16 protein-coding genes are annotated in these 18,206 nt (G+C 33.0%); all 16 read right to left on the reverse strand.

All coding sequences use genetic code 11. From position 1 onward, the window contains the following. Nucleotides 1-44: 44 nt before the first annotated feature. A complete protein-coding gene (gene mraY, locus CN692_RS02450; protein WP_098117435.1) occupies nucleotides 45-995 on the reverse strand; it encodes a phospho-N-acetylmuramoyl-pentapeptide-transferase in 951 nt (316 codons plus the stop codon). Between the two features lie 199 nt (nucleotides 996-1,194). Further along, nucleotides 1,195-1,740 carry a GNAT family N-acetyltransferase gene (locus CN692_RS02455; protein ID WP_098117436.1) on the reverse strand — a complete coding sequence of 182 codons (546 nt, stop codon included), beginning with the start codon at nucleotides 1,738-1,740 and terminating at the stop codon, nucleotides 1,195-1,197. A gap of 303 nt (nucleotides 1,741-2,043) precedes the next feature. After that, the gene (locus CN692_RS02460) at nucleotides 2,044-2,910 is read right to left on the reverse strand and encodes a 2-oxoacid:ferredoxin oxidoreductase subunit beta (RefSeq protein WP_098117437.1); all 867 of its coding nucleotides are present in this window, start codon (nucleotides 2,908-2,910) and stop codon (nucleotides 2,044-2,046) included. Then, the gene (locus CN692_RS02465; protein WP_098117438.1) at nucleotides 2,897-4,654 is read right to left on the reverse strand and encodes a 2-oxoacid:acceptor oxidoreductase subunit alpha; all 1,758 of its coding nucleotides are present in this window, start codon (nucleotides 4,652-4,654) and stop codon (nucleotides 2,897-2,899) included. The genes CN692_RS02460 and CN692_RS02465 overlap by 14 nt, the downstream gene beginning before the upstream one ends. A 229-nt stretch (nucleotides 4,655-4,883) precedes the next feature. Further along, nucleotides 4,884-5,810 carry a dipeptidase gene (locus CN692_RS02470; protein WP_098117439.1) on the reverse strand — a complete coding sequence of 309 codons (927 nt, stop codon included), beginning with the start codon at nucleotides 5,808-5,810 and terminating at the stop codon, nucleotides 4,884-4,886. A gap of 298 nt (nucleotides 5,811-6,108) precedes the next feature. After that, nucleotides 6,109-6,369: a stage V sporulation protein SpoVS gene (gene spoVS / locus CN692_RS02475; protein ID WP_088041153.1), complete on the reverse strand. Its 261-nt coding sequence runs from the start codon at nucleotides 6,367-6,369 to the stop codon at nucleotides 6,109-6,111. Nucleotides 6,370-6,495: 126 nt separating this feature from the next. Beyond that, complete coding sequence (locus tag CN692_RS02480) at nucleotides 6,496-7,287, reverse strand: TIGR00282 family metallophosphoesterase (protein ID WP_098117440.1); 792 nt, start codon at nucleotides 7,285-7,287, stop codon at nucleotides 6,496-6,498. A gap of 213 nt (nucleotides 7,288-7,500) precedes the next feature. Next, complete coding sequence (gene rny, locus CN692_RS02485; protein WP_098117441.1) at nucleotides 7,501-9,072, reverse strand: ribonuclease Y; 1,572 nt, start codon at nucleotides 9,070-9,072, stop codon at nucleotides 7,501-7,503. A 574-nt stretch (nucleotides 9,073-9,646) separates the two neighbouring features. After that, on the reverse strand, nucleotides 9,647-10,690 hold the full coding sequence (gene recA, locus CN692_RS02490; RefSeq protein ID WP_098117442.1) for a recombinase RecA: 1,044 nt from the start codon (nucleotides 10,688-10,690) through the stop codon (nucleotides 9,647-9,649). Nucleotides 10,691-10,938: 248 nt separating this feature from the next. After that, the gene (locus CN692_RS02495; RefSeq protein ID WP_098117443.1) at nucleotides 10,939-12,204 is read right to left on the reverse strand and encodes a competence/damage-inducible protein A; all 1,266 of its coding nucleotides are present in this window, start codon (nucleotides 12,202-12,204) and stop codon (nucleotides 10,939-10,941) included. Nucleotides 12,205-12,221: 17 nt separating this feature from the next. Then, the gene (gene pgsA, locus CN692_RS02500) at nucleotides 12,222-12,800 is read right to left on the reverse strand and encodes a CDP-diacylglycerol--glycerol-3-phosphate 3-phosphatidyltransferase (RefSeq protein WP_098117444.1); all 579 of its coding nucleotides are present in this window, start codon (nucleotides 12,798-12,800) and stop codon (nucleotides 12,222-12,224) included. A gap of 73 nt (nucleotides 12,801-12,873) precedes the next feature. Continuing rightward, nucleotides 12,874-13,770, reverse strand: a complete 897-nt coding sequence (locus CN692_RS02505) for a helix-turn-helix domain-containing protein (protein WP_098117445.1) — start codon at nucleotides 13,768-13,770, stop codon at nucleotides 12,874-12,876. Nucleotides 13,771-13,790: 20 nt separating this feature from the next. Further along, nucleotides 13,791-14,582, reverse strand: a complete 792-nt coding sequence (locus CN692_RS02510) for a DUF3388 domain-containing protein (protein WP_098117446.1) — start codon at nucleotides 14,580-14,582, stop codon at nucleotides 13,791-13,793. Nucleotides 14,583-14,694: 112 nt separating this feature from the next. Next, a complete protein-coding gene (ymfI, locus tag CN692_RS02515) occupies nucleotides 14,695-15,423 on the reverse strand; it encodes an elongation factor P 5-aminopentanone reductase (protein ID WP_098117447.1) in 729 nt (242 codons plus the stop codon). Nucleotides 15,424-15,626: 203 nt separating this feature from the next. Beyond that, nucleotides 15,627-16,910 carry an EF-P 5-aminopentanol modification-associated protein YfmH gene (yfmH, locus tag CN692_RS02520; protein WP_098117448.1) on the reverse strand — a complete coding sequence of 428 codons (1,284 nt, stop codon included), beginning with the start codon at nucleotides 16,908-16,910 and terminating at the stop codon, nucleotides 15,627-15,629. Then, a complete protein-coding gene (gene yfmF, locus CN692_RS02525; protein ID WP_373605009.1) occupies nucleotides 16,910-18,181 on the reverse strand; it encodes an EF-P 5-aminopentanol modification-associated protein YfmF in 1,272 nt (423 codons plus the stop codon). Before yfmF ends, yfmH begins: the two co-directional genes overlap by 1 nt. Nucleotides 18,182-18,206: the final 25 nt, after the last annotated feature.

Here is an 18,206-nt window from a genome sequence, read left to right on the forward strand (position 1 = left end):
AAAGGATCCTCAAAATTCAAAATTTATACATTTAAGTACTTAGTTTACATAAATAAATAAAAATATAATAGGCTTAATAAACTACATGTCCAAGATATAATCGTAAAATTCATAACAATGATATTTTCCGACCAACCATACTTAATACCATAATGAAAATGGATAGGTGCCATGAGAAACAGTCGCTCTCTTGTTTTTTTAAAGTAAAGAACTTGAAAAATAACGGAAAATTGCTCAGCTAAATAAATTAAAAACAAAATCGGAATCAAAATTTCTACTTTTTCAATGATTGCTAAAAAGGATAGTGAACCACCAATTGCCATCGAACCTGTATCGCCCATAAATGCCTTAGCGGGATATAAGTTATAAATTAAAAAACCAGCTAAACTAGCGATCATAATTAGACTAAAAATTTTTACTTCTATATGATCTGAAATCAGAAAAAAGAAAAAGAAGGTAGGGATTGAGACCATACCAAGAAGTCCATCCATCCCATCAGTAAAATTAATAGCATTTGCAGATCCTACAATAAATAAAGTCACGATCGCTAAATAAACCCATAATGGTAAAAAGATTTTGATTGAATCTGTAAAACGAAAAGTTGTATCTATTCCAAAATAATTAATTAATACAATAAGCAACAAAATAGTAAATGAAAATTGAAAAATTAGTTTTGTCTTAGCCGATATTCCTCCAGGATCCTGTTTTGATGCTTTCCAAAAGTCATCAATAAAACCTACAAAACTAAAAAGAATGAAGGTTCCAACTAAAAAAAGCATGAGTGGGCTTGAATAATTAAGGAACGCTACTAATATACCAATCAAAAATATGCTTCCTAGCATTAATGGTGTACCTTTTTTATTATGGTGTTCAGGTGGTAATTCAGCTCTTATAGGTTGTGTTAACTTCAATTTTCTTAATGTAGCAATTAATAAGGGTGAAAAAATACTTACTAAAACAAAAGTTAAAAGGGCCGGTAAAAGTGAGAACAACAAATTTTTTTCTCCTTTCAATTCCTTTTAACTTAGAAATTCGATAATGCTGTGGAATATCCTTTATTTCCCGGTTTTTTGTTTTAATATTCCTTATTTGCTAACCCAATTGAACCTTTACTGTGCCACTCTCTAATTCTGGGGTAATACGAGATAGCCACTCTTCATTGCTCTGTCATTTCCTAATTCCCCATTCAAAATGCTATTTTAATATATTACTAATCTTAATTTTCCAAATCATGTGATCATAACCTTTTCCCCAAAAATCCTTAAATAAGTATTTAGGTTCGCCAAATTTCTTTTTCCAGATTTTTTGGGCGTTCGTATAACCACTATCTAAACAAAATTCATTTATCCCTCTATTCTGTAAAGTAGAATACATTGAATCTAGTAATAAATTCCCTATTCCTTTCTTTTGATAGTCCGGATGAATGAAAACAGTTCCTATTTCAATTAGGCCATTTAATTCATTTTTTGTGCATTCCATAATGAGATCACTCGCCGGTCCGTATTCAATTGAACCGATAATTTTATCATGATCAAGGGCAATTAAAAAATATCTACTCTCTCCATTGCTGTCAAAATCGTTTTTTAAGTATTTTACTTTCGTTTTAATTTCATCATTAATATCTTCCAACTTCTCCCCTAAACCTTCTTTTGTAAACGTATCGATAATCACTACCCGAAAAAATTGATGTAACTCTTTGACATCTTCAATTCTCGGTCTTCTAATTTGAATATTTATCATATAAATCACTCCTAACCTTTAAACAATTCAACAAAAAATTTGTATAGTCCTATTTAGTTTGGAAAATTTAAAATTATGGATTCACAAAACTTTTTCTAAATATAATTTCTTAAACGCCAAGTTATAGTTGTGAAATTGAATAAAGTTTGTTAACATTACCCAATTAAGAAAAGATTGATAATTATTATATTCCAATAAAAAAAATGAACAAATTTATTATTAAGTTCTGAATGAAAGTTCACATACTACTTTATATTTCAAATATAAAAAAACTCCCCAATAAATGAGGAGTTTTTGTTTTTATTACATGAATTCAGCAACTAATTTTTCGAATTGACCTTTTTCTAATTGTAGATCTGATTCCACTAATGGATCTTCACTGTAACCAGAAATTAATTCTTGGTATGATTTTTGCTCTTTATTTTGGTAAATAAGACCAGTTACTAAACCTTTATTTTGCATTAATGTTTGCATAGCCATTTCTTTGTTTGATGGATCATATCCTTCAATATCAGAAAGTTTAACAAGATTTTCTTTAAACCAGTCATATGTGTTTACTTTATTGTAAGTTACACATGGGCTGAATACGTTAATTAAAGAGAAACCTTTGTGGTTAATACCTTGCTCGATTAATGAAGTTAACTCTTTTAAGTCACTTGAGAAACTTTGTGCTACGAATGTTCCACCAGCTGTTAATGCCATTTCCATTACAGAAAGTGCAGATTCAACAGAACCATGTGGAGTACTCTTAGTTTTGAATCCTACATCACTACGAGGAGATGTTTGACCTTTTGTTAAACCGTAAATTTGGTTATCCATTACGATGTAAGTAACGTCGATGTTACGACGAATTGCATGGATTGTATGACCTAAACCGATTGCGAATCCATCACCGTCACCACCAGAAGCGATAACAGTTAGATCACGGTTAGCCATTTTAACACCTTGTGCAATTGGAAGTGAACGACCGTGAATACCATGTAAACCGTAAGAGTTAATATATCCAGAAATACGACCAGAACATCCAATACCAGAAATTACTGCAAGGTTATCAGGTTCTAAACCAACATTTGCTGCTGCGCGTTGAATCGATGCTTGTACTGAGAAGTCTCCACATCCAGGACACCAGTTTGGTTTGATATTATTACGAAATTCTTTAAATGTTGCCATTTAGAACAACTCCTTCCTTGCAAGTGTTGTAAATTTCTTTTGGTAAGAAAGGATTTCCATCATATTTTAGTAAGCTTGAAATCTTTTCTGCATGACCACAATTCATTTTAATAATGCTTGCTAATTGACCAGTAGCATTATTTTCAACAACGATTACGCGTTTAGCTTTTTTAAGCTCAGGCATTAATTCGTTTGTTGGGAATGGGTGAATTAAACGTACATGAGCGTGGTTAACTTTGATACCATCTTGCTCTAAACGAACCATTGCTTCTTCGATTGCACCACGAGTTGAGTTAAAACCAACTAATAATACATCAGCTTCGTCGTGTTTAGAGTTCACTAACACTGGGTTAGGGAATTTTAAGTTGTTTAACTTACGCATACGTTTATCCATTTGTTGATTACGATTAATTGGTGATTCAGATGGTTTACCCATTTCATCATGCTCAACACCAGTTACGTGGTGAATACCACCTTTCATACCTGGTACTACACGTGGAGAAACGCCATCTTCAGTCACTTCATAACGTTTGAAGTATTCTTTGTTTTCAGATACAGGTAATTCTTGTTTGTAATCAAACTTACCACGGCGAATTTGAACTTTTTCAAATTGAAGTGGTTCAACAGTTTGTTTACCTAAAGAAAGCTGTAAGTCTGTAATTACGATAACAGGAACTTGGAATTCTTCAGCTACGTTAAACGCTTCCACCATATCGTAGAATCCTTCTTCTACAGTACTTGGAGCGATAACTACTTTCGGAATCTCACCGTGAGTACCGTAGATCATAGCCATTAAGTCTGATTGTTCTTGTTTAGTTGGAAGACCAGTACTTGGACCACCACGTTGAGTATCAACGATTACTAAAGGAACTTCAGTAATACCAGAAAGACCGATTGCTTCCATCATTAATGAAAGACCAGGACCTGCAGATGCTGTTAATGTACGAACACCAGCATAGTTAGCTCCGATTGCCATTGTACATGCAGCAATCTCGTCCTCAGTTTGAATAACTGCTCCACCATACTGTGGTAATTTTTTAATTAAGTATTCCATAATCTCAGATGCAGGCGTAATTGGATACGCTGCCATAAAACGAGAACCACCAGCTAATGCACCCATTGCGATTGCATCATTACCGATTAAGAACATACGTTTTTTACCATCTGCTTCTGATAATTGCATTTTATTTACATTCACGCCAAGCATTTCTCTCATTTCTTGTGCTCCACGTGCGATTGCTTCTATGTTTTTCTCAACAATCTGTTGACCTTTTTTACCGAAAATTTCATCTACAACTTCTCTGAAAACTTCAATTGAAAGACCTAAAATTGCACTTGAAGCTCCAACTGCAACCATGTTTTTCATTAATGAAGTACCTAGTTCAGCAGCTAATTCTGTAAATGGAATTGAATAAAGTGTTACGTCAGTTGAATCTGGAATTGTCGGATTAAATTTAGCATCAGCGATTACGATACCGCCTTTGCGTAATTCATAAAAGTTTACATCGATTGTTTCTTGGTCAAAGGCTACTAAAATATCTAAGTCATCTGAAATTGCACGAACTTCAGTTGTACTTACACGAATTTTGTTGTTAGTGTGACCACCTTTAATACGAGAAGAGAAATGACGATATCCGTATAAATAGTAACCTAAACGGTTTAACGCAATTGCAAAAATCTCACCTGTACTTTCGATACCTTCACCCTGTTGTCCTCCAACTTTCCATGAAAGTTGTTCAATCATTTCCTACACCCCTTTGAATGCCCTCATTCGTAATAAGTTAAATTATAAATGGATAATTTTTTTTGCATCTCATTCATTTTTATAAAAGAATGAAAGCGATTTAAAACATATCTTTTGATATGAGTTAATTCGCTTTCAATTCTAGACCTATTAATCAAAAAAATCAATGATTTTGAAAGAAATTATTCCTTTAATTTTTATATTTTTATTATTCTGAACAAGTAACGTGTTATTTGTAATGTATATATGATGAATAATTCTCATACATAAAGCCTTTTACTTGCTGTTCGGTATAATATTTTAGCAATTCATTTGTTAAATTTTGATAGAGCCCAACATGATGTAAATCGGTTGGATGTGTATCGATTCCATCGAAATCTGATCCCATCGCGATATATTTTTCTCCACCTAGTGAACACATATAATCAATATGTTTAATAATATCTGAGATCGTTGCAACACCTTCATCGACTAAAAATGCAGGATAAAAATTAATTCCTACAATTGCACCTCTATTAAACATCGCCTTCAACTGTTCATCATTTAGATTTCTAGGGTGTTTACAGATTGCTTTAGCGTTGGAATGAGTTGCAGTTGGGTATTTTGCTTGCTCGAATGCATCCCAAAACGCGGCTTCACTACAATGAGAAAGATCACACCACATATTATGCTCATTTAAGTAGTGAACTACACTTCTTCCAAAATTAGTTAATCCCCCATTCCTTTCTTCAAGTATTCCATCTGCAGTTTCATTAGCGTAATTCCATACTAGACCGACACTACGCACTCCTAAACGGTGTAATATCTTTAGTCGGTTAATATCACCCAAAAGTGCGTCACAGCCCTCTAGCGTCAAAATAGCGCCCATTTCGTGACTTTTTAATCCAACTTCATCTTCTTTTGTTCGAATAACTTTTATATTATTATTTTCTGTTGCTACTTTTTCATAAAAAAGAGTTACACATTGAAGTGCTGCGTCAAACTTTATTAGTTTATGTACATTTTCGGGGATATAAATCGCGTAGCATTGTATCTTACTTTCTCCCTGTTTTAATCGATTAACTGAAACCTCCAATGAATCATCTTTTTCAAAATTGATCGTAGGCTTTTCTAATAATTTCATCAGTACATCACAATGCGCATCAAATACTTTCATTCCTTTACACCCTTCCTTTTTTTGATTATTTAGACTAGTTTAACATAATTAATAATACCGAATATAAATTAAATCATTATACATAAAGAAAACTCGCCGATTGGCGAGCCTTTAGGTGAAGACACAAGGAATAGCTGACTTCTATTTATGCCTAAAATTGGAAACTATTCGATATTTCTTCAACGTTGCCAATTTATGATTTCTTAATTTGATTTTAACGCCATTATTTTCTTACGTGTAAGCTGATTTTAATAAAAAATAAAACAACCTGTCGCTTTAGGCTAACAGGTTGTATTTATTAACGAGGTTCTACGATTAATTTAATCGCTGTACGCTCTTCCCCATCGATTTGAATATCTGTAAATGCAGGGATACAAATTAGGTCCACACCACTTGGTGCAACGAATCCTCTCGCAATTGCAACTGCTTTTACAGCTTGGTTTAACGCGCCAGCACCGATTGCTTGAATTTCTGCTGTACCACGCTCTCTCAATACACCTGCAAGTGCTCCTGCTACAGAATTAGGGTTTGACTTTGCTGAAACTTTTAATATTTCCATTCCTGATCCTCCTTGTACTTACAAAGCTAATATTGTGTACAATAAAAACTATTCTCGATAACAAGAAGTTATTCCTGCAAATATTTAAAAGTTTTTTAAAAATTTTCACAATTCTCTTAATTAAACTTATAGCTCTTGATGGTCATCATTAATTTGTATTCTTTTAATAGATTTTGCAAGGCCTGTTTGTTTATCTAATTCGATAATAACACCACTTAGCTGGCCTCTACCTTCATCCACTTCAAATCTCACCGGTAAGTTCGTTAAGAATTTTTTAATAACTGCTTCCTTTGTAACACCTAAAATCCCATCATAAGGACCAGTCATCCCTACGTCCGTAATAAACGCTGTACCAGCAGGTAATACTCGCTCATCAGCTGTTTGTACATGTGTATGAGTACCAACAACCGCAGTTACTCTTCCATCTAAATACCAGCCCATAGCAATCTTTTCGCTTGTTGCTTCAGCATGAAAATCAACAAAAATAATTTTTGTTCTTTTTTGAGCGATTTTTATTAGTTCATCAGCTTTTTTAAACGGACAATCAAGTGGCGGTAAAAATGTTCTACCTTGTAAATTGATCACTGCTATTTCAACATCATTAAAGTTTAAAAATACTAAACCATTCCCTGGAGTACCCTCAGGGAAATTAGCTGGTCTTACTAAGTATTTTGCTTGATCAATAAATTCAAAAATATCTTTTTTATCCCATGCGTGATTACCAAGTGTTACTGCTTGAGCACCTAATTCTAAAAATTCACGATAAATGTTTTCCGTTATCCCTTTACCATGGGCTGCATTTTCACCATTTATGATTGTTACTGAAGGATTATATTTCCTTTTTAAAGCCTGAAGATTTGCCTTTACCATTGTTCTACCATTTGAACCAACTACATCGCCTATAAACATTATTCTCATTATGTTACTTCCTTCCAACTTGCCACTGTAAACGTACAGCACTGATTTTACATTAGATTACCCAAAAATACGAAAAGCTCCATTACTAGCACAATCTGAATCTTACATCTATGCCAATCAACTAAGATTAACTTCAGATATGTATTAGTTGGAGCTATTCTTAAAAATACTTTATTTTGTTACTAAAAAGAAAATAAAGTGGCGTTAACCACTTTATTTTGCATACTCGACTGCACGAGTTTCTCGAATAACCGTAACTTTTATATGACCTGGATAATCCAGTTCGTCTTCAATACGTTTTCTAATATCTCTTGCTAATCTATGAGCTTGTAAATCATCAATTGTATCTGGTTTTACCATTATGCGTACTTCACGACCAGCTTGAATAGCAAATGACTTCTCTACACCTTCATACGATTCAGAAATCTCTTCAAGTTTTTCTAAACGTCGGATATAGTTTTCTAAAGTTTCACTACGAGCACCTGGTCTTGCAGCAGATAGTGCATCTGCAGCAGCTACAAGAACTGCGATGATTGAAGTTGGCGCAGCATCTCCATGGTGAGATGCGATACTATTGATTACTACTGGATGTTCTTTATATTTTGTTGCTAATTCAACACCGATTTCAACGTGGCTTCCTTCTACCTCATGGTCAATCGCTTTACCAATATCGTGAAGTAATCCTGCACGTTTTGCAAGTTTTGTATCTTCACCTAGTTCAGCAGCCATAAGACCAGCTAAGTTAGCTACTTCCATCGAATGTTTTAATACATTTTGTCCATAACTAGTTCTAAATTTCAGACGACCTAATATTTTGATTAAGTCAGGGTGAATTCCATGGACACCCACTTCGAAAGTAGTTTGTTCACCGACTTCACGTATGTACTCATCTACTTCTCTTCTAGATTTTTCAACCATTTCCTCGATTCGTGCAGGATGGATTCGACCATCTTGTACTAATTTATCTAGTGCAATTCTCGCAGTTTCACGACGAATTGGGTCAAAACCTGATAATATTACAGCTTCAGGCGTATCATCAATAATTAAATCTATACCAGTTAACGTTTCTAAAGTACGTATATTTCGACCTTCACGACCGATAATACGACCTTTCATCTCATCATTTGGAAGATTTACAACTGACACAGTTGTTTCAGCAACATGATCTGCAGCACAACGCTGGATTGCTAATGATAAAATATCTTTTGCTCTCTTATCTGCTTCTTCTTTTGCTCGAGCTTCTGTTTCTTTAACTAGTATTGCTGTTTCATGGGATAATTCATTTTCGACTTTAGTAAGTATTAATTGTCTTGCTTCTTCACGATTTAAGCTAGAAATTCTCTCTAACTCTTCTTGTTGGGCAGCAATTAATGCTTCTATCTTGCTTTCCATATCTTCTATCTGCTGTTGTTTTAAAACAAGAGATTCCTCTTTTCTTTCAAGAGCAGACTCACGTTTTGAAAGTCCATCATCTTTACGATCTAAGTTCTCTTCTTTTTGCGTTAAACGATTTTCAGATTTTTGTATTTCACTACGTCGATCTCGAATTTCGTTCTCTGCATCTGTACGAATTTTGTAAATCTCGTCCTTTGCTTCCAATAAAGCTTCTTTTTTAACTGTTTCTGAATCACGTTTTGCATCTTCAATAATTTGATTTGCATGATTAGTTGCGCCATTTATTTTAGCTTCTGCAATGGACTTACGGACAAAAAATCCGACAGCATAACCGACTCCGAATGTGGCAAGCAATGCGAAGATGATCAAAATTATAGTATTTGCACCCATGATTTCACCTCCTCTTGCTATTTAATTAGTTTCATTTTTGTCGGCTGTTATATTGTATAAATAATTGCATCAACATACAGCACATTTCGATTTCATTTTTTTACAAAAAAGTAATATTTTTTTAGAATATACACTTAAATATTAAATCTCTTACCAAATGATGTCAAGCCTTGTAAATTGCTTACATACTTGATTTATCAATATTTATTACATTTTTACTAGATTTCATACATCAAAATATAAATTTTATTCATTAACTTTTTTTTATTTGATTTTAATCATGAATTAATTTCAATGATTTTTCGATTAATAAACATCTATTTTCTTATGTATTTAGTTATATTTCCTTAAAAAAAATAGGGAGTTTTTGACTACAGCCTCCACGTTATCCATAGGATTTGAGGACAGTTTAAAGCGATTCAGATTAAAGGAAAAAAATTTAAAAAACATCACTACTATTCTTTCGGACTTTGCTTTTCCTGTATTTAAAAAATGCGAGCACTTTTAATAAGCACCCGCATTTTTGGTTTGTCTTTTATAATCTTAGTTTCTTAAATTTTTTTCAGGAAAAAATTTATTCTTCTAATAAAGAGAATTGATCTTCGTCATCTGTTTCAGTAACGATAACAGGGTTATCCAAGCCATGGTGAACACGGATCGATTGTTTAATCGTATCACGTATATCTTTATTTTCTTTTAAGAATATCTTAGCATTCTCACGGCCTTGTCCAAGACGTTCTTCATTGTAAGAATACCATGCTCCACTCTTAAGAACGATATCTAAATCAGATCCAATATCAAGAATTTCCCCTTCTTTAGAAATACCTTCTCCATACATAATATCTACATCTGCTTGTCTGAATGGTGGTGCTACCTTATTTTTAACGACTTTAATCTTCGTTTTGTTACCTACAATATCATTACCTTGTTTTAATTGTTCAGCACGACGTACCTCTAAACGAATTGTAGAGTAGAATTTTAACGCACGTCCACCTGGAGTCGTTTCAGGATTACCGAACATAACCCCAACTTTTTCACGAATTTGGTTAATGAAGATTGTAATTGTTTTTGACTTGTTAATTGCACCTGAAAGTTTACGTAATGCTTGAGACATTAATCGAGCTTGTAGACCTACGTGAGCATCACCCATGTCTCCTTCAATTTCAGCTTTCGGAACTAATGCAGCTACTGAGTCAACAACGATAATATCAATTGCACCACTACGAACTAACGCTTCTGCAATTTCAAGTCCTTGTTCACCTGTATCAGGCTGAGATAATAATAACTCATCGATGTTTACACCTAATTTTTGAGCATAGACAGGATCTAATGCATGCTCAGCATCTATAAACGCCGCTTGTCCTCCATTTGCTTGAACTTCAGCGATTGCATGTAATGCTACAGTTGTTTTACCTGAACTTTCAGGACCATATACTTCAATAATTCGGCCTCTTGGATATCCACCTACACCTAATGCAACATCTAGTGCTAACGATCCACTAGAAATAGTTGAAATTCGGCGATCTGTTTGTTCCCCTAGTTTCATAATTGAACCTTTACCGAATTGTTTTTCAATTTGTTTTAAAGCCATATCTAAAGCAGCTTGGCGATCACTCATTAAGATTCCTCCTTAAGGATTCATTTATCTATTAACTATATAATAACTGTTTTTTGTTCGTTTGCCAACTAAAAAATAGAACGTTTATTCGATTTTTTTTGAGATTAAACTTAATTTTCAAAGAATAGAAACGTTTGTTTCGTATTTATTTAACTATAAAACTAGATTTTTATTAATATGAAAACTATAAAATTAAAAAACTCGGCTAAATAACCGAGCTTTTTTATTATAAAATAACCTATCTAATTTTATAAGTCTTGACTTTCAAAACTTGAATGAAGTAATTTAATCAGCATATTTGCGCCATTCTTAACACTTGATAATCTTATTTGTTCCCTAGTACCACTGAATTGGAACTCTTTAATGAATGGTTCATTATCATTCATTTTTATTCCAATAAAAACTTTTCCTACTGGCACATTTTCTAATGTTGAAGGTCCTGCTTCACCAGTAAAGCTAATCGAAATATTACTACCTGTTAATCTTTGAATATTTTCAACTAGTGATTTAGCACATTCTGCACTTACTGCACCGTTATTTGCCAGAATATCTGATGATACATTTACTAGTTTTTGTTTCATTTCATTCGTGTAACAAACTACACTTCCTTTAAAAATGGACGAATTGCCTGGAATGTCTGTCACTCTTTTACTGAAAAGTCCACCCGTTAAACTTTCAGCAGCAGATATAGTCAGTTTAAATTCCTTCAACTTTCTTGATAAAACGGTAAATAGATTATCACCGTTAGTACCGTATATGAATTGCCCAACACGCTCTCGAATTTTTTCTTCAGCTTGTCCTATTAATTTCTCTGCCTCTTGTTTATTACTAGCACTTGCTGTAATTCGGAGCATTACTTCTCCTTCACTAGCTAAAGGAGCAATTGTTGGATTCGATTGGTTTTCAAGTAAATCAAGAATTTGAGTTTCTAAAATTGATTCTCCGATCCCAAAAAACTTGAGTTCCTTTGAGATAATTGTATTTGCTTCCTTACCTTTTAAGAAATAAGGAATTAATTCATTTTCAACCATCGGAATCATTTCTCTTGGCGGTCCAGGTAATAGAACAAATTGCTTGTCACTAGATTCAAAAACCATCCCAGGAGCCATTCCATTTTTATTTAATAAGACGTGCGCATTGTTAATTACCAATGCTTGTTTTTTATTATTTTCAGTCATTGGTCGATTAACTTTAATAAAATATTGTTCAATGTACTCAAGTGATGGAGTATGGTATACAAGTGTTTCTTGTACAAATTCAGAAACAACCTCTTTTGTTAAATCATCTTTCGTTGGTCCTAATCCACCAGTTAAGATAATTAAATCACTTCTTGTTGAAGCGATTTCAAGCGCATGTTTAAGTCGTTCTGAATTATCTCCTACAACCGTTTGGAAATGATGGTGATATCCTAGTGTAGATAAATGTTTAGCCAAAAATTGCGCATTCGTGTTTGCAATTTGACCTAAAAGTAGTTCAGTCCCTACAGCAATTATTTCAGCACGCTTCAAAATCATTTCCCCCTTTTAATTCTTTACATTGATTTAATAAGAACATCTCTATTTTTATAAAAATAATCCCAACCAGAATATACTGTAAAGAATAACGCAACCCAAAGTGCTACATCTGCAATTGAAAATGGTAAGAAATTAAATGGGAAGTCATGTAGGAAATAAGCTGAAATCGCAACGATTTGAGCCCAAGTTTTAATTTTACCTAACATTGCTGCAGCATGAACTTCACCTGTACCAGCTAAGATCATTCTTAAACCAGTTACAGCGAATTCTCTACTTATAATGACAATTGTAATCCACGCGGGAACGTAGTTAAAATCAGTTAAAATTATTAACGCTGAAGATACTAGTAATTTGTCAGCTAGTGGGTCTAGGAACTTTCCAAAATTAGTAACTAAATTAAATTTTCGTGCATAATAGCCATCAATAAAATCAGTTACAGAGGCAATAATAAAAATTCCTGCTCCTACTAGGTGGTTAACTGGTATCGAATCACCAATTAACGTAATATTTCCCCATCCAAAATCTATTAAAACAACCAGCATAAATAATGGGATTAAGCAAACCCTTGATACTGTAATCTTATTTGGTAAATTCATGGTAAAACCCTCCAAAACTTTCTAGAAAATGAAGCAATTTATAATAAATGAATAAAAGCCATCTTAAAGATGACTATTGATTCATTTTTAAATTTTTAATCGTAATCTTTTGGTGAACAGCATTTGTTGGACTAACTGGATATTTAAATACCTCATCATTAATTCTTAGCTCAACATTATTTGAAGCACCAATATTTACCGTTACTTCATTTTCTTCTGTTAAGTCATAGTTTTGAGTTTGTCCTTGTTTTAAAATCCCACTATAAAACATTTTTCCCGAAGCATTTTTCAAATCTACATAACTTTCACCATTAGCAACCACTTCTAATTTAAATACATCTGTACCAGATAATGAAATTGAAGTGCGTTTTCCTTGAGCAGCGTCAACTGTAATTTTTTGAGTCGGTTCTTGCTTAGTCTCATCATTTTTCGCTTTCTCTGTTTGTTTCTTATTATCATTTTTAACCTGATCTAGAGCATTATTTTTTGGTTTTTCTATTTCAGAATTAGAATTAGTTTGAGATTGGTTTGTATCAGCAGACTTTTCATCATTTTTTGATGGGAGCATCATATAGATAGCAATGCAGATTCCCATGATTAGAATTGCTATTAATATTCTTGGTAAATAATCCATTACACGCGACGACTTAACGTTGTTTAATGGTTCTTTTAGTTTTGATGCTCTACTAGGAATTTCTTCATGCTTTACTTCTTCTGTAATTGTATTTGCTTCAACAGTATCTTCTACGACAGGTTTATCAGATAGAAAACCCGACACATCAACGCCAATCGTTTCTGCATATTGTCTAATAAATGCACGAACATAAAATTGCCCAGGCAATATTTCATAGTTACCTTCTTCAATTGCTTCAAGATAACGTTTTTGAATCTTCGTTAACTCTTGTACATCATCAATTGATAAGCCTTTGGCTTCTCTTGCTTCTTTTAAAAATTTTCCTAATTCTGTCACAAATTACACCCCAACTAACTTTAAAAATCAAACATAGAGAACGAGTTGTGTCCATTTTTGTCCATTTGGTCTACAAGTTCATATTTAATTTCTTCATTTTCATCATTTCTTAATTCAATTATGTAATCAAAATCTTCTAAAGAGTATTCAGTTTGCTGTACAAATACATCTGGATGCTCTACTACTTTCACAGAAGACATTGCCATAATTTCGCGAACTAATTGCCAATGTTGTTCATTTGCTCTTCTATGAGAGAGAATACCATCAATAATAAATACATTGTCTGAATTATATTCGTCTTCTATTAATTGACTTCTTAATGTTTGTTTAATTAATGTTGATGATACAAATAACCAGCGTTTATTTGCACAAACACTTGCTGCTACTACTGATTCAGTTTTACCAACGCGAGGCATCCCCCTGATTCCGATTAGCTTATGGCCTGGCTGTTTAAATAACTCTGCCATAAAATCAACAAGCATACCTAAATCATCGCGAACAAAACGAAAAGTCTTTTTATCATCTACGTCTCGTTGGATATAAGTACCATGTCGTACAGCTAAACGATCTCTAAGAGTTGGTTTTCTTAGTTTAATTATTGTTATGTTGTCCATAGTATTTAAAATTGATTCAAATCTTGTAATTTGATCATCATTGTCGCAACCAAGTAGCATACCACGTTTCATTGTGTCGACACCATTAATTGTTAAAATATTAATCCCTAGCATACCGATTAACGAAGCAATATCTCCAAGTAGTCCAGGGCGATTCTTATGTATTTCATACTCAAAATACCATTCGATTAACTCCATACTTATACCCCCTATTTGTTAACTACTTACAACTCTATTTAATAATAAACGATTTCACCATAATATAAAAGGTAAAATATGTGAAATAAATAACTTTCGACTCGAAATTTTTTTAAGAAGTGTGCCATCCGCCGTTTACTCCAAGAATTTGACCAGTTATATAGGAAGATTGTTCGGAAATTAGGAAATTTACCGTATTGGCGATTTCACTTGGTAGTGCTAATCTACTCATCGGTATTTCATTTGCAATTTCGATTAAATCTGTTTCCGTAAATGAATTTAACATATTCGTTTTTACAGCACCTGGCGCGACTGCATTTACTTTTATATTGCTTGGCCCTAATTCTTTTGCTAGAGCCATTACATATGCATTTTGAGCACCTTTAGTTGTAGAGTATAGCACTTCACAAGATGCACCGATTTGCCCCCATATAGAAGAAACTACAACAATGCTTCCAGATTTTTTCGCCACCATATTTGGAAGAAAATAATTGACTACTTTTATCAAGCTTTTAATATGTAATTGAGTTAATTGATCAATTTCTTGATCACTTACTTCATTAATTAGTCCGTAAATCGAAAATCCAGACGCATAAACAATTGAATCAATCTGATCAACAATTTGTGACGTTAAAACATCAACGCCATTTTTTTCTGATAAATCCGCTTGAACTAATTGGCATTTTAATTCATGCTCTCTAGCTAGTTCTAGGATTTCGTTAAGTGGCTCTTTCTTACTGTTAAAGTGGACAACTAAATCATGTTTTTCATTTATTATTTTTTTTGAAATAGCCAAGCCTATGTCTCCACTAGCTCCTATTACTAATATTCTTTTTCTCATACTAATCTCCATATTAAAGGCAGATTTAAGGGGTTTAAACATTATTAGGGATTTGTTACGACAAAGAATCTATTTATTACGCATATTATGTAATAAGTATATATTTATTATCTTAATATACCCTTAAATCTGCTTATTTAGTTTTTTCCCCATTTTAAATAAAAAGCACCCTAATAAGGATGCTTTTAGTAATTAAAACTCATTTAATGCGGAAGAACGAAAAATTCGCTCATATAGTCATCATTAATTAGATGACTTGCACTTGCTTTTAAATCCTCTATCGAGATCGATTGTAACACAGATACTATGTCAAATAAATGCATATCTAAAAATGCGTATCTTGTAAATTGATTCGCTATATATTCTGGAGAATTTAATGAACGTAAAAATCCTCCAATTTTCTTTTTAACTACCCGGTCGACAATTTCTTTTTCCCAGTCATGGTTTTTAGTGTCTAATAAGACTTCTTTGATTTTTTCAGAAAGTTTCTCAGGTGAAGTTGAGTCTCCACCAATAATTGCGAACGCAAAACCATTTTCGGCAGAGTAATCATATGAAAACGAATCATCTATTAAACCATCTTCATACATTTGTTGATACGTATTTGAACCTTTTCCGAATAAATAATCTAGTAGGATGGAAATAGATAATTCGTGTTTTAGTAATTCGCTTCCACCTTTAGGCGCAGAAAAGTCCTTTATTCCAACGAGTACTTTCGATGATTGGACATTCATATGTAATACTTTTTTCTTTTCTGCAGATTCAGGAGTTTCCTCTGGGAAAAATCTCTTAATTTCATTAGCATCTTTAAAAGTCTTTTTATTTTGATTATCTCTAATTAAATTCATTGTTTCTTCAGGATCTACCGGACCAACAACAAAGAATAACATATTGCTTGGATGATAAAATGTTTCGTAACAAGTGTATAATAATTCTTTATTAATTTTTGATATTGATTCAACCGTACCAGCAATATCAGTTCTAACTGGATGTTTACCATATAAATTAGCAATCATCCCAAAGTACTGTCTCCAATCAGGATTATCTTCGTACATTTTAATTTCTTGGCCAATGATTCCTTTTTCTTTTTCAACACTTTGATCAGAAAAATAAGGTTCTTGAACAAAATCAATTAATGTTATTAAATTCTGTTCTACATTATTCGTAGCTGAAAATAAGTAAGCTGTTCGCGTGAAACTCGTAAATGCATTTGAAGAAGCACCTTGTTTACTAAAAACCTGGAATACATCTCCATCTTTCTTTTCAAACAATTTATGCTCTAAAAAATGAGCAATTCCATCTGGTACAACCAATTTTTCATCTTTTCCTAATGGAATAAACTCAGAATCAATCGAACCATATTTAGTAGTAAAGGTCGCATATGTTTTGTTGTAACCCTGCTTCGGAAGAATATATACTTTTAATCCGTTCTCAAGCTCTTCGAAATAAAGAGTTTCATTCAATTGTTCAAAATACTTTTTTTCCATTATGCTCCCTCCTGACCTTTTAAGAAATAAGTTGTATGCAGTTTTATTTTATTAGCTACAGCTACCATTTCATCTTTTGTAACTTTTTCAATTGCAGGTATCCAGTCTTCAATCGGACGTTCGTTACCTGCTGCCTGATCATTGAATAAAGTTTCAATTATTCCATAAGCCGTGTCCATACTTTCTAATAAGCTATTTTTGATAACTAGTTTTGTCTGATCAATTTCTGCTTCTGTGAAATTTCCTTTTTTCATTTCTTCTAGCTGCTCAGCAATGATTGTCGTTGCTTTTTCATAGTTTTCAGATGCAATACCTGACATTACCATTAAGATTGATTTATGGCTTTCAAAACGCGAAGCAGCATAGTATGCTAAACTGTTTTTTTCTCGTACATTGATAAATAATTTCGAATGTGAGTATCCGCCAAAAAGCCCATTAAACACTTGAAGTGCAAAATAGTCTGGGTCTTTGATGGAAATTTCAGTTGTATAGCCAATGTGTAGCTTAGCCTGATTCAATTTTTGCTCTTCAATTACTTCATTAGGTGAACTAATTGGAGTTGCTTTTACAGTATCAACAGTGACTTTCTCACTTGTAGTATTTCGAAAGTTTTCTTCAACCAATTGTTTACATTGATCAAATTCAACATCACCAACAACATAAAGATCAATTAAATCTTCTTGCAGGGCTTTTTCATAATATTTATAAAGTGATTCAGCAGTAATTGAATTAACATCCTCAGTTTTTCCATTTGCAAGTAACGCATATGGCTCATCCTTAAACATTTCTTCCACTAGTCGTTGATTTGCAAATTTCAATTTATCATCGTTAATCGACTGGATTCGTTGTATTTGCGTTCTTTTTTGAGTTTCAACATGTTTAGCTGAAAATGCACCATTTTCTAAAAATGGATTTTGCCATATTGACGCTATAAGCGAAAGAGCCTCATTTAATAAAGAGCTTTGATTTGAAAGGTATTTTTCATTTGCAACATCAATTGTAAAAGACATGACATGATAATCACCTTTTTTTGAGACGTCTACAAAGAAGGTTGCACCGTATAATTCTTCTAATTTCCTTCTAATTTCACCATTAGTAGGAAGATCTTTTGTACCACTTTGTAATACATAAGGTAAAATTCCACGGTACGATACTGTATCTTCTTCAAGTTTTCCACGTACTTTTAGTGTAATCGAATTTGTTTTAAATTTTTCTGTCGTAACCACATGTAGTTTAATGCCATTAATATCACTGTTTTTGTATTGTAACAAATTCAAATTGAACCCTCCTTAGTCA

The organism is Bacillus sp. AFS002410 (assembly GCF_002556365.1).
Lineage (GTDB): Bacteria > Bacillota > Bacilli > Bacillales > Bacillaceae_G > Gottfriedia.

What these genes read in the sequence shown, in the direction of transcription:
- CN692_RS02455 (WP_098117436.1), bottom strand. Translation starts at nt 1,740, where the DNA reads ATGATAAATATTCAAATTAGAAGACCGAGAATTGAAGATGTCAAAGAG.
- CN692_RS02460 (WP_098117437.1), bottom strand. Translation starts at nt 2,910, where the DNA reads ATGGCAACATTTAAAGAATTTCGTAATAATATCAAACCAAACTGGTGT.
- CN692_RS02465 (WP_098117438.1), bottom strand. Translation starts at nt 4,654, where the DNA reads ATGATTGAACAACTTTCATGGAAAGTTGGAGGACAACAGGGTGAAGGT.
- CN692_RS02470 (WP_098117439.1), bottom strand. Translation starts at nt 5,810, where the DNA reads ATGAAAGTATTTGATGCGCATTGTGATGTACTGATGAAATTATTAGAA.
- spoVS (WP_088041153.1), bottom strand. Translation starts at nt 6,369, where the DNA reads ATGGAAATATTAAAAGTTTCAGCAAAGTCAAACCCTAATTCTGTAGCA.
- CN692_RS02480 (WP_098117440.1), bottom strand. Translation starts at nt 7,287, where the DNA reads ATGAGAATAATGTTTATAGGCGATGTAGTTGGTTCAAATGGTAGAACA.
- rny (WP_098117441.1), bottom strand. Translation starts at nt 9,072, where the DNA reads ATGGGTGCAAATACTATAATTTTGATCATCTTCGCATTGCTTGCCACA.
- recA (WP_098117442.1), bottom strand. Translation starts at nt 10,690, where the DNA reads ATGAGTGATCGCCAAGCTGCTTTAGATATGGCTTTAAAACAAATTGAA.
- CN692_RS02495 (WP_098117443.1), bottom strand. Translation starts at nt 12,204, where the DNA reads ATGATTTTGAAGCGTGCTGAAATAATTGCTGTAGGGACTGAACTACTT.
- pgsA (WP_098117444.1), bottom strand. Translation starts at nt 12,800, where the DNA reads ATGAATTTACCAAATAAGATTACAGTATCAAGGGTTTGCTTAATCCCA.
- CN692_RS02510 (WP_098117446.1), bottom strand. Translation starts at nt 14,582, where the DNA reads ATGGAGTTAATCGAATGGTATTTTGAGTATGAAATACATAAGAATCGC.
- ymfI (WP_098117447.1), bottom strand. Translation starts at nt 15,423, where the DNA reads ATGAGAAAAAGAATATTAGTAATAGGAGCTAGTGGAGACATAGGCTTG.
- yfmH (WP_098117448.1), bottom strand. Translation starts at nt 16,910, where the DNA reads ATGGAAAAAAAGTATTTTGAACAATTGAATGAAACTCTTTATTTCGAA.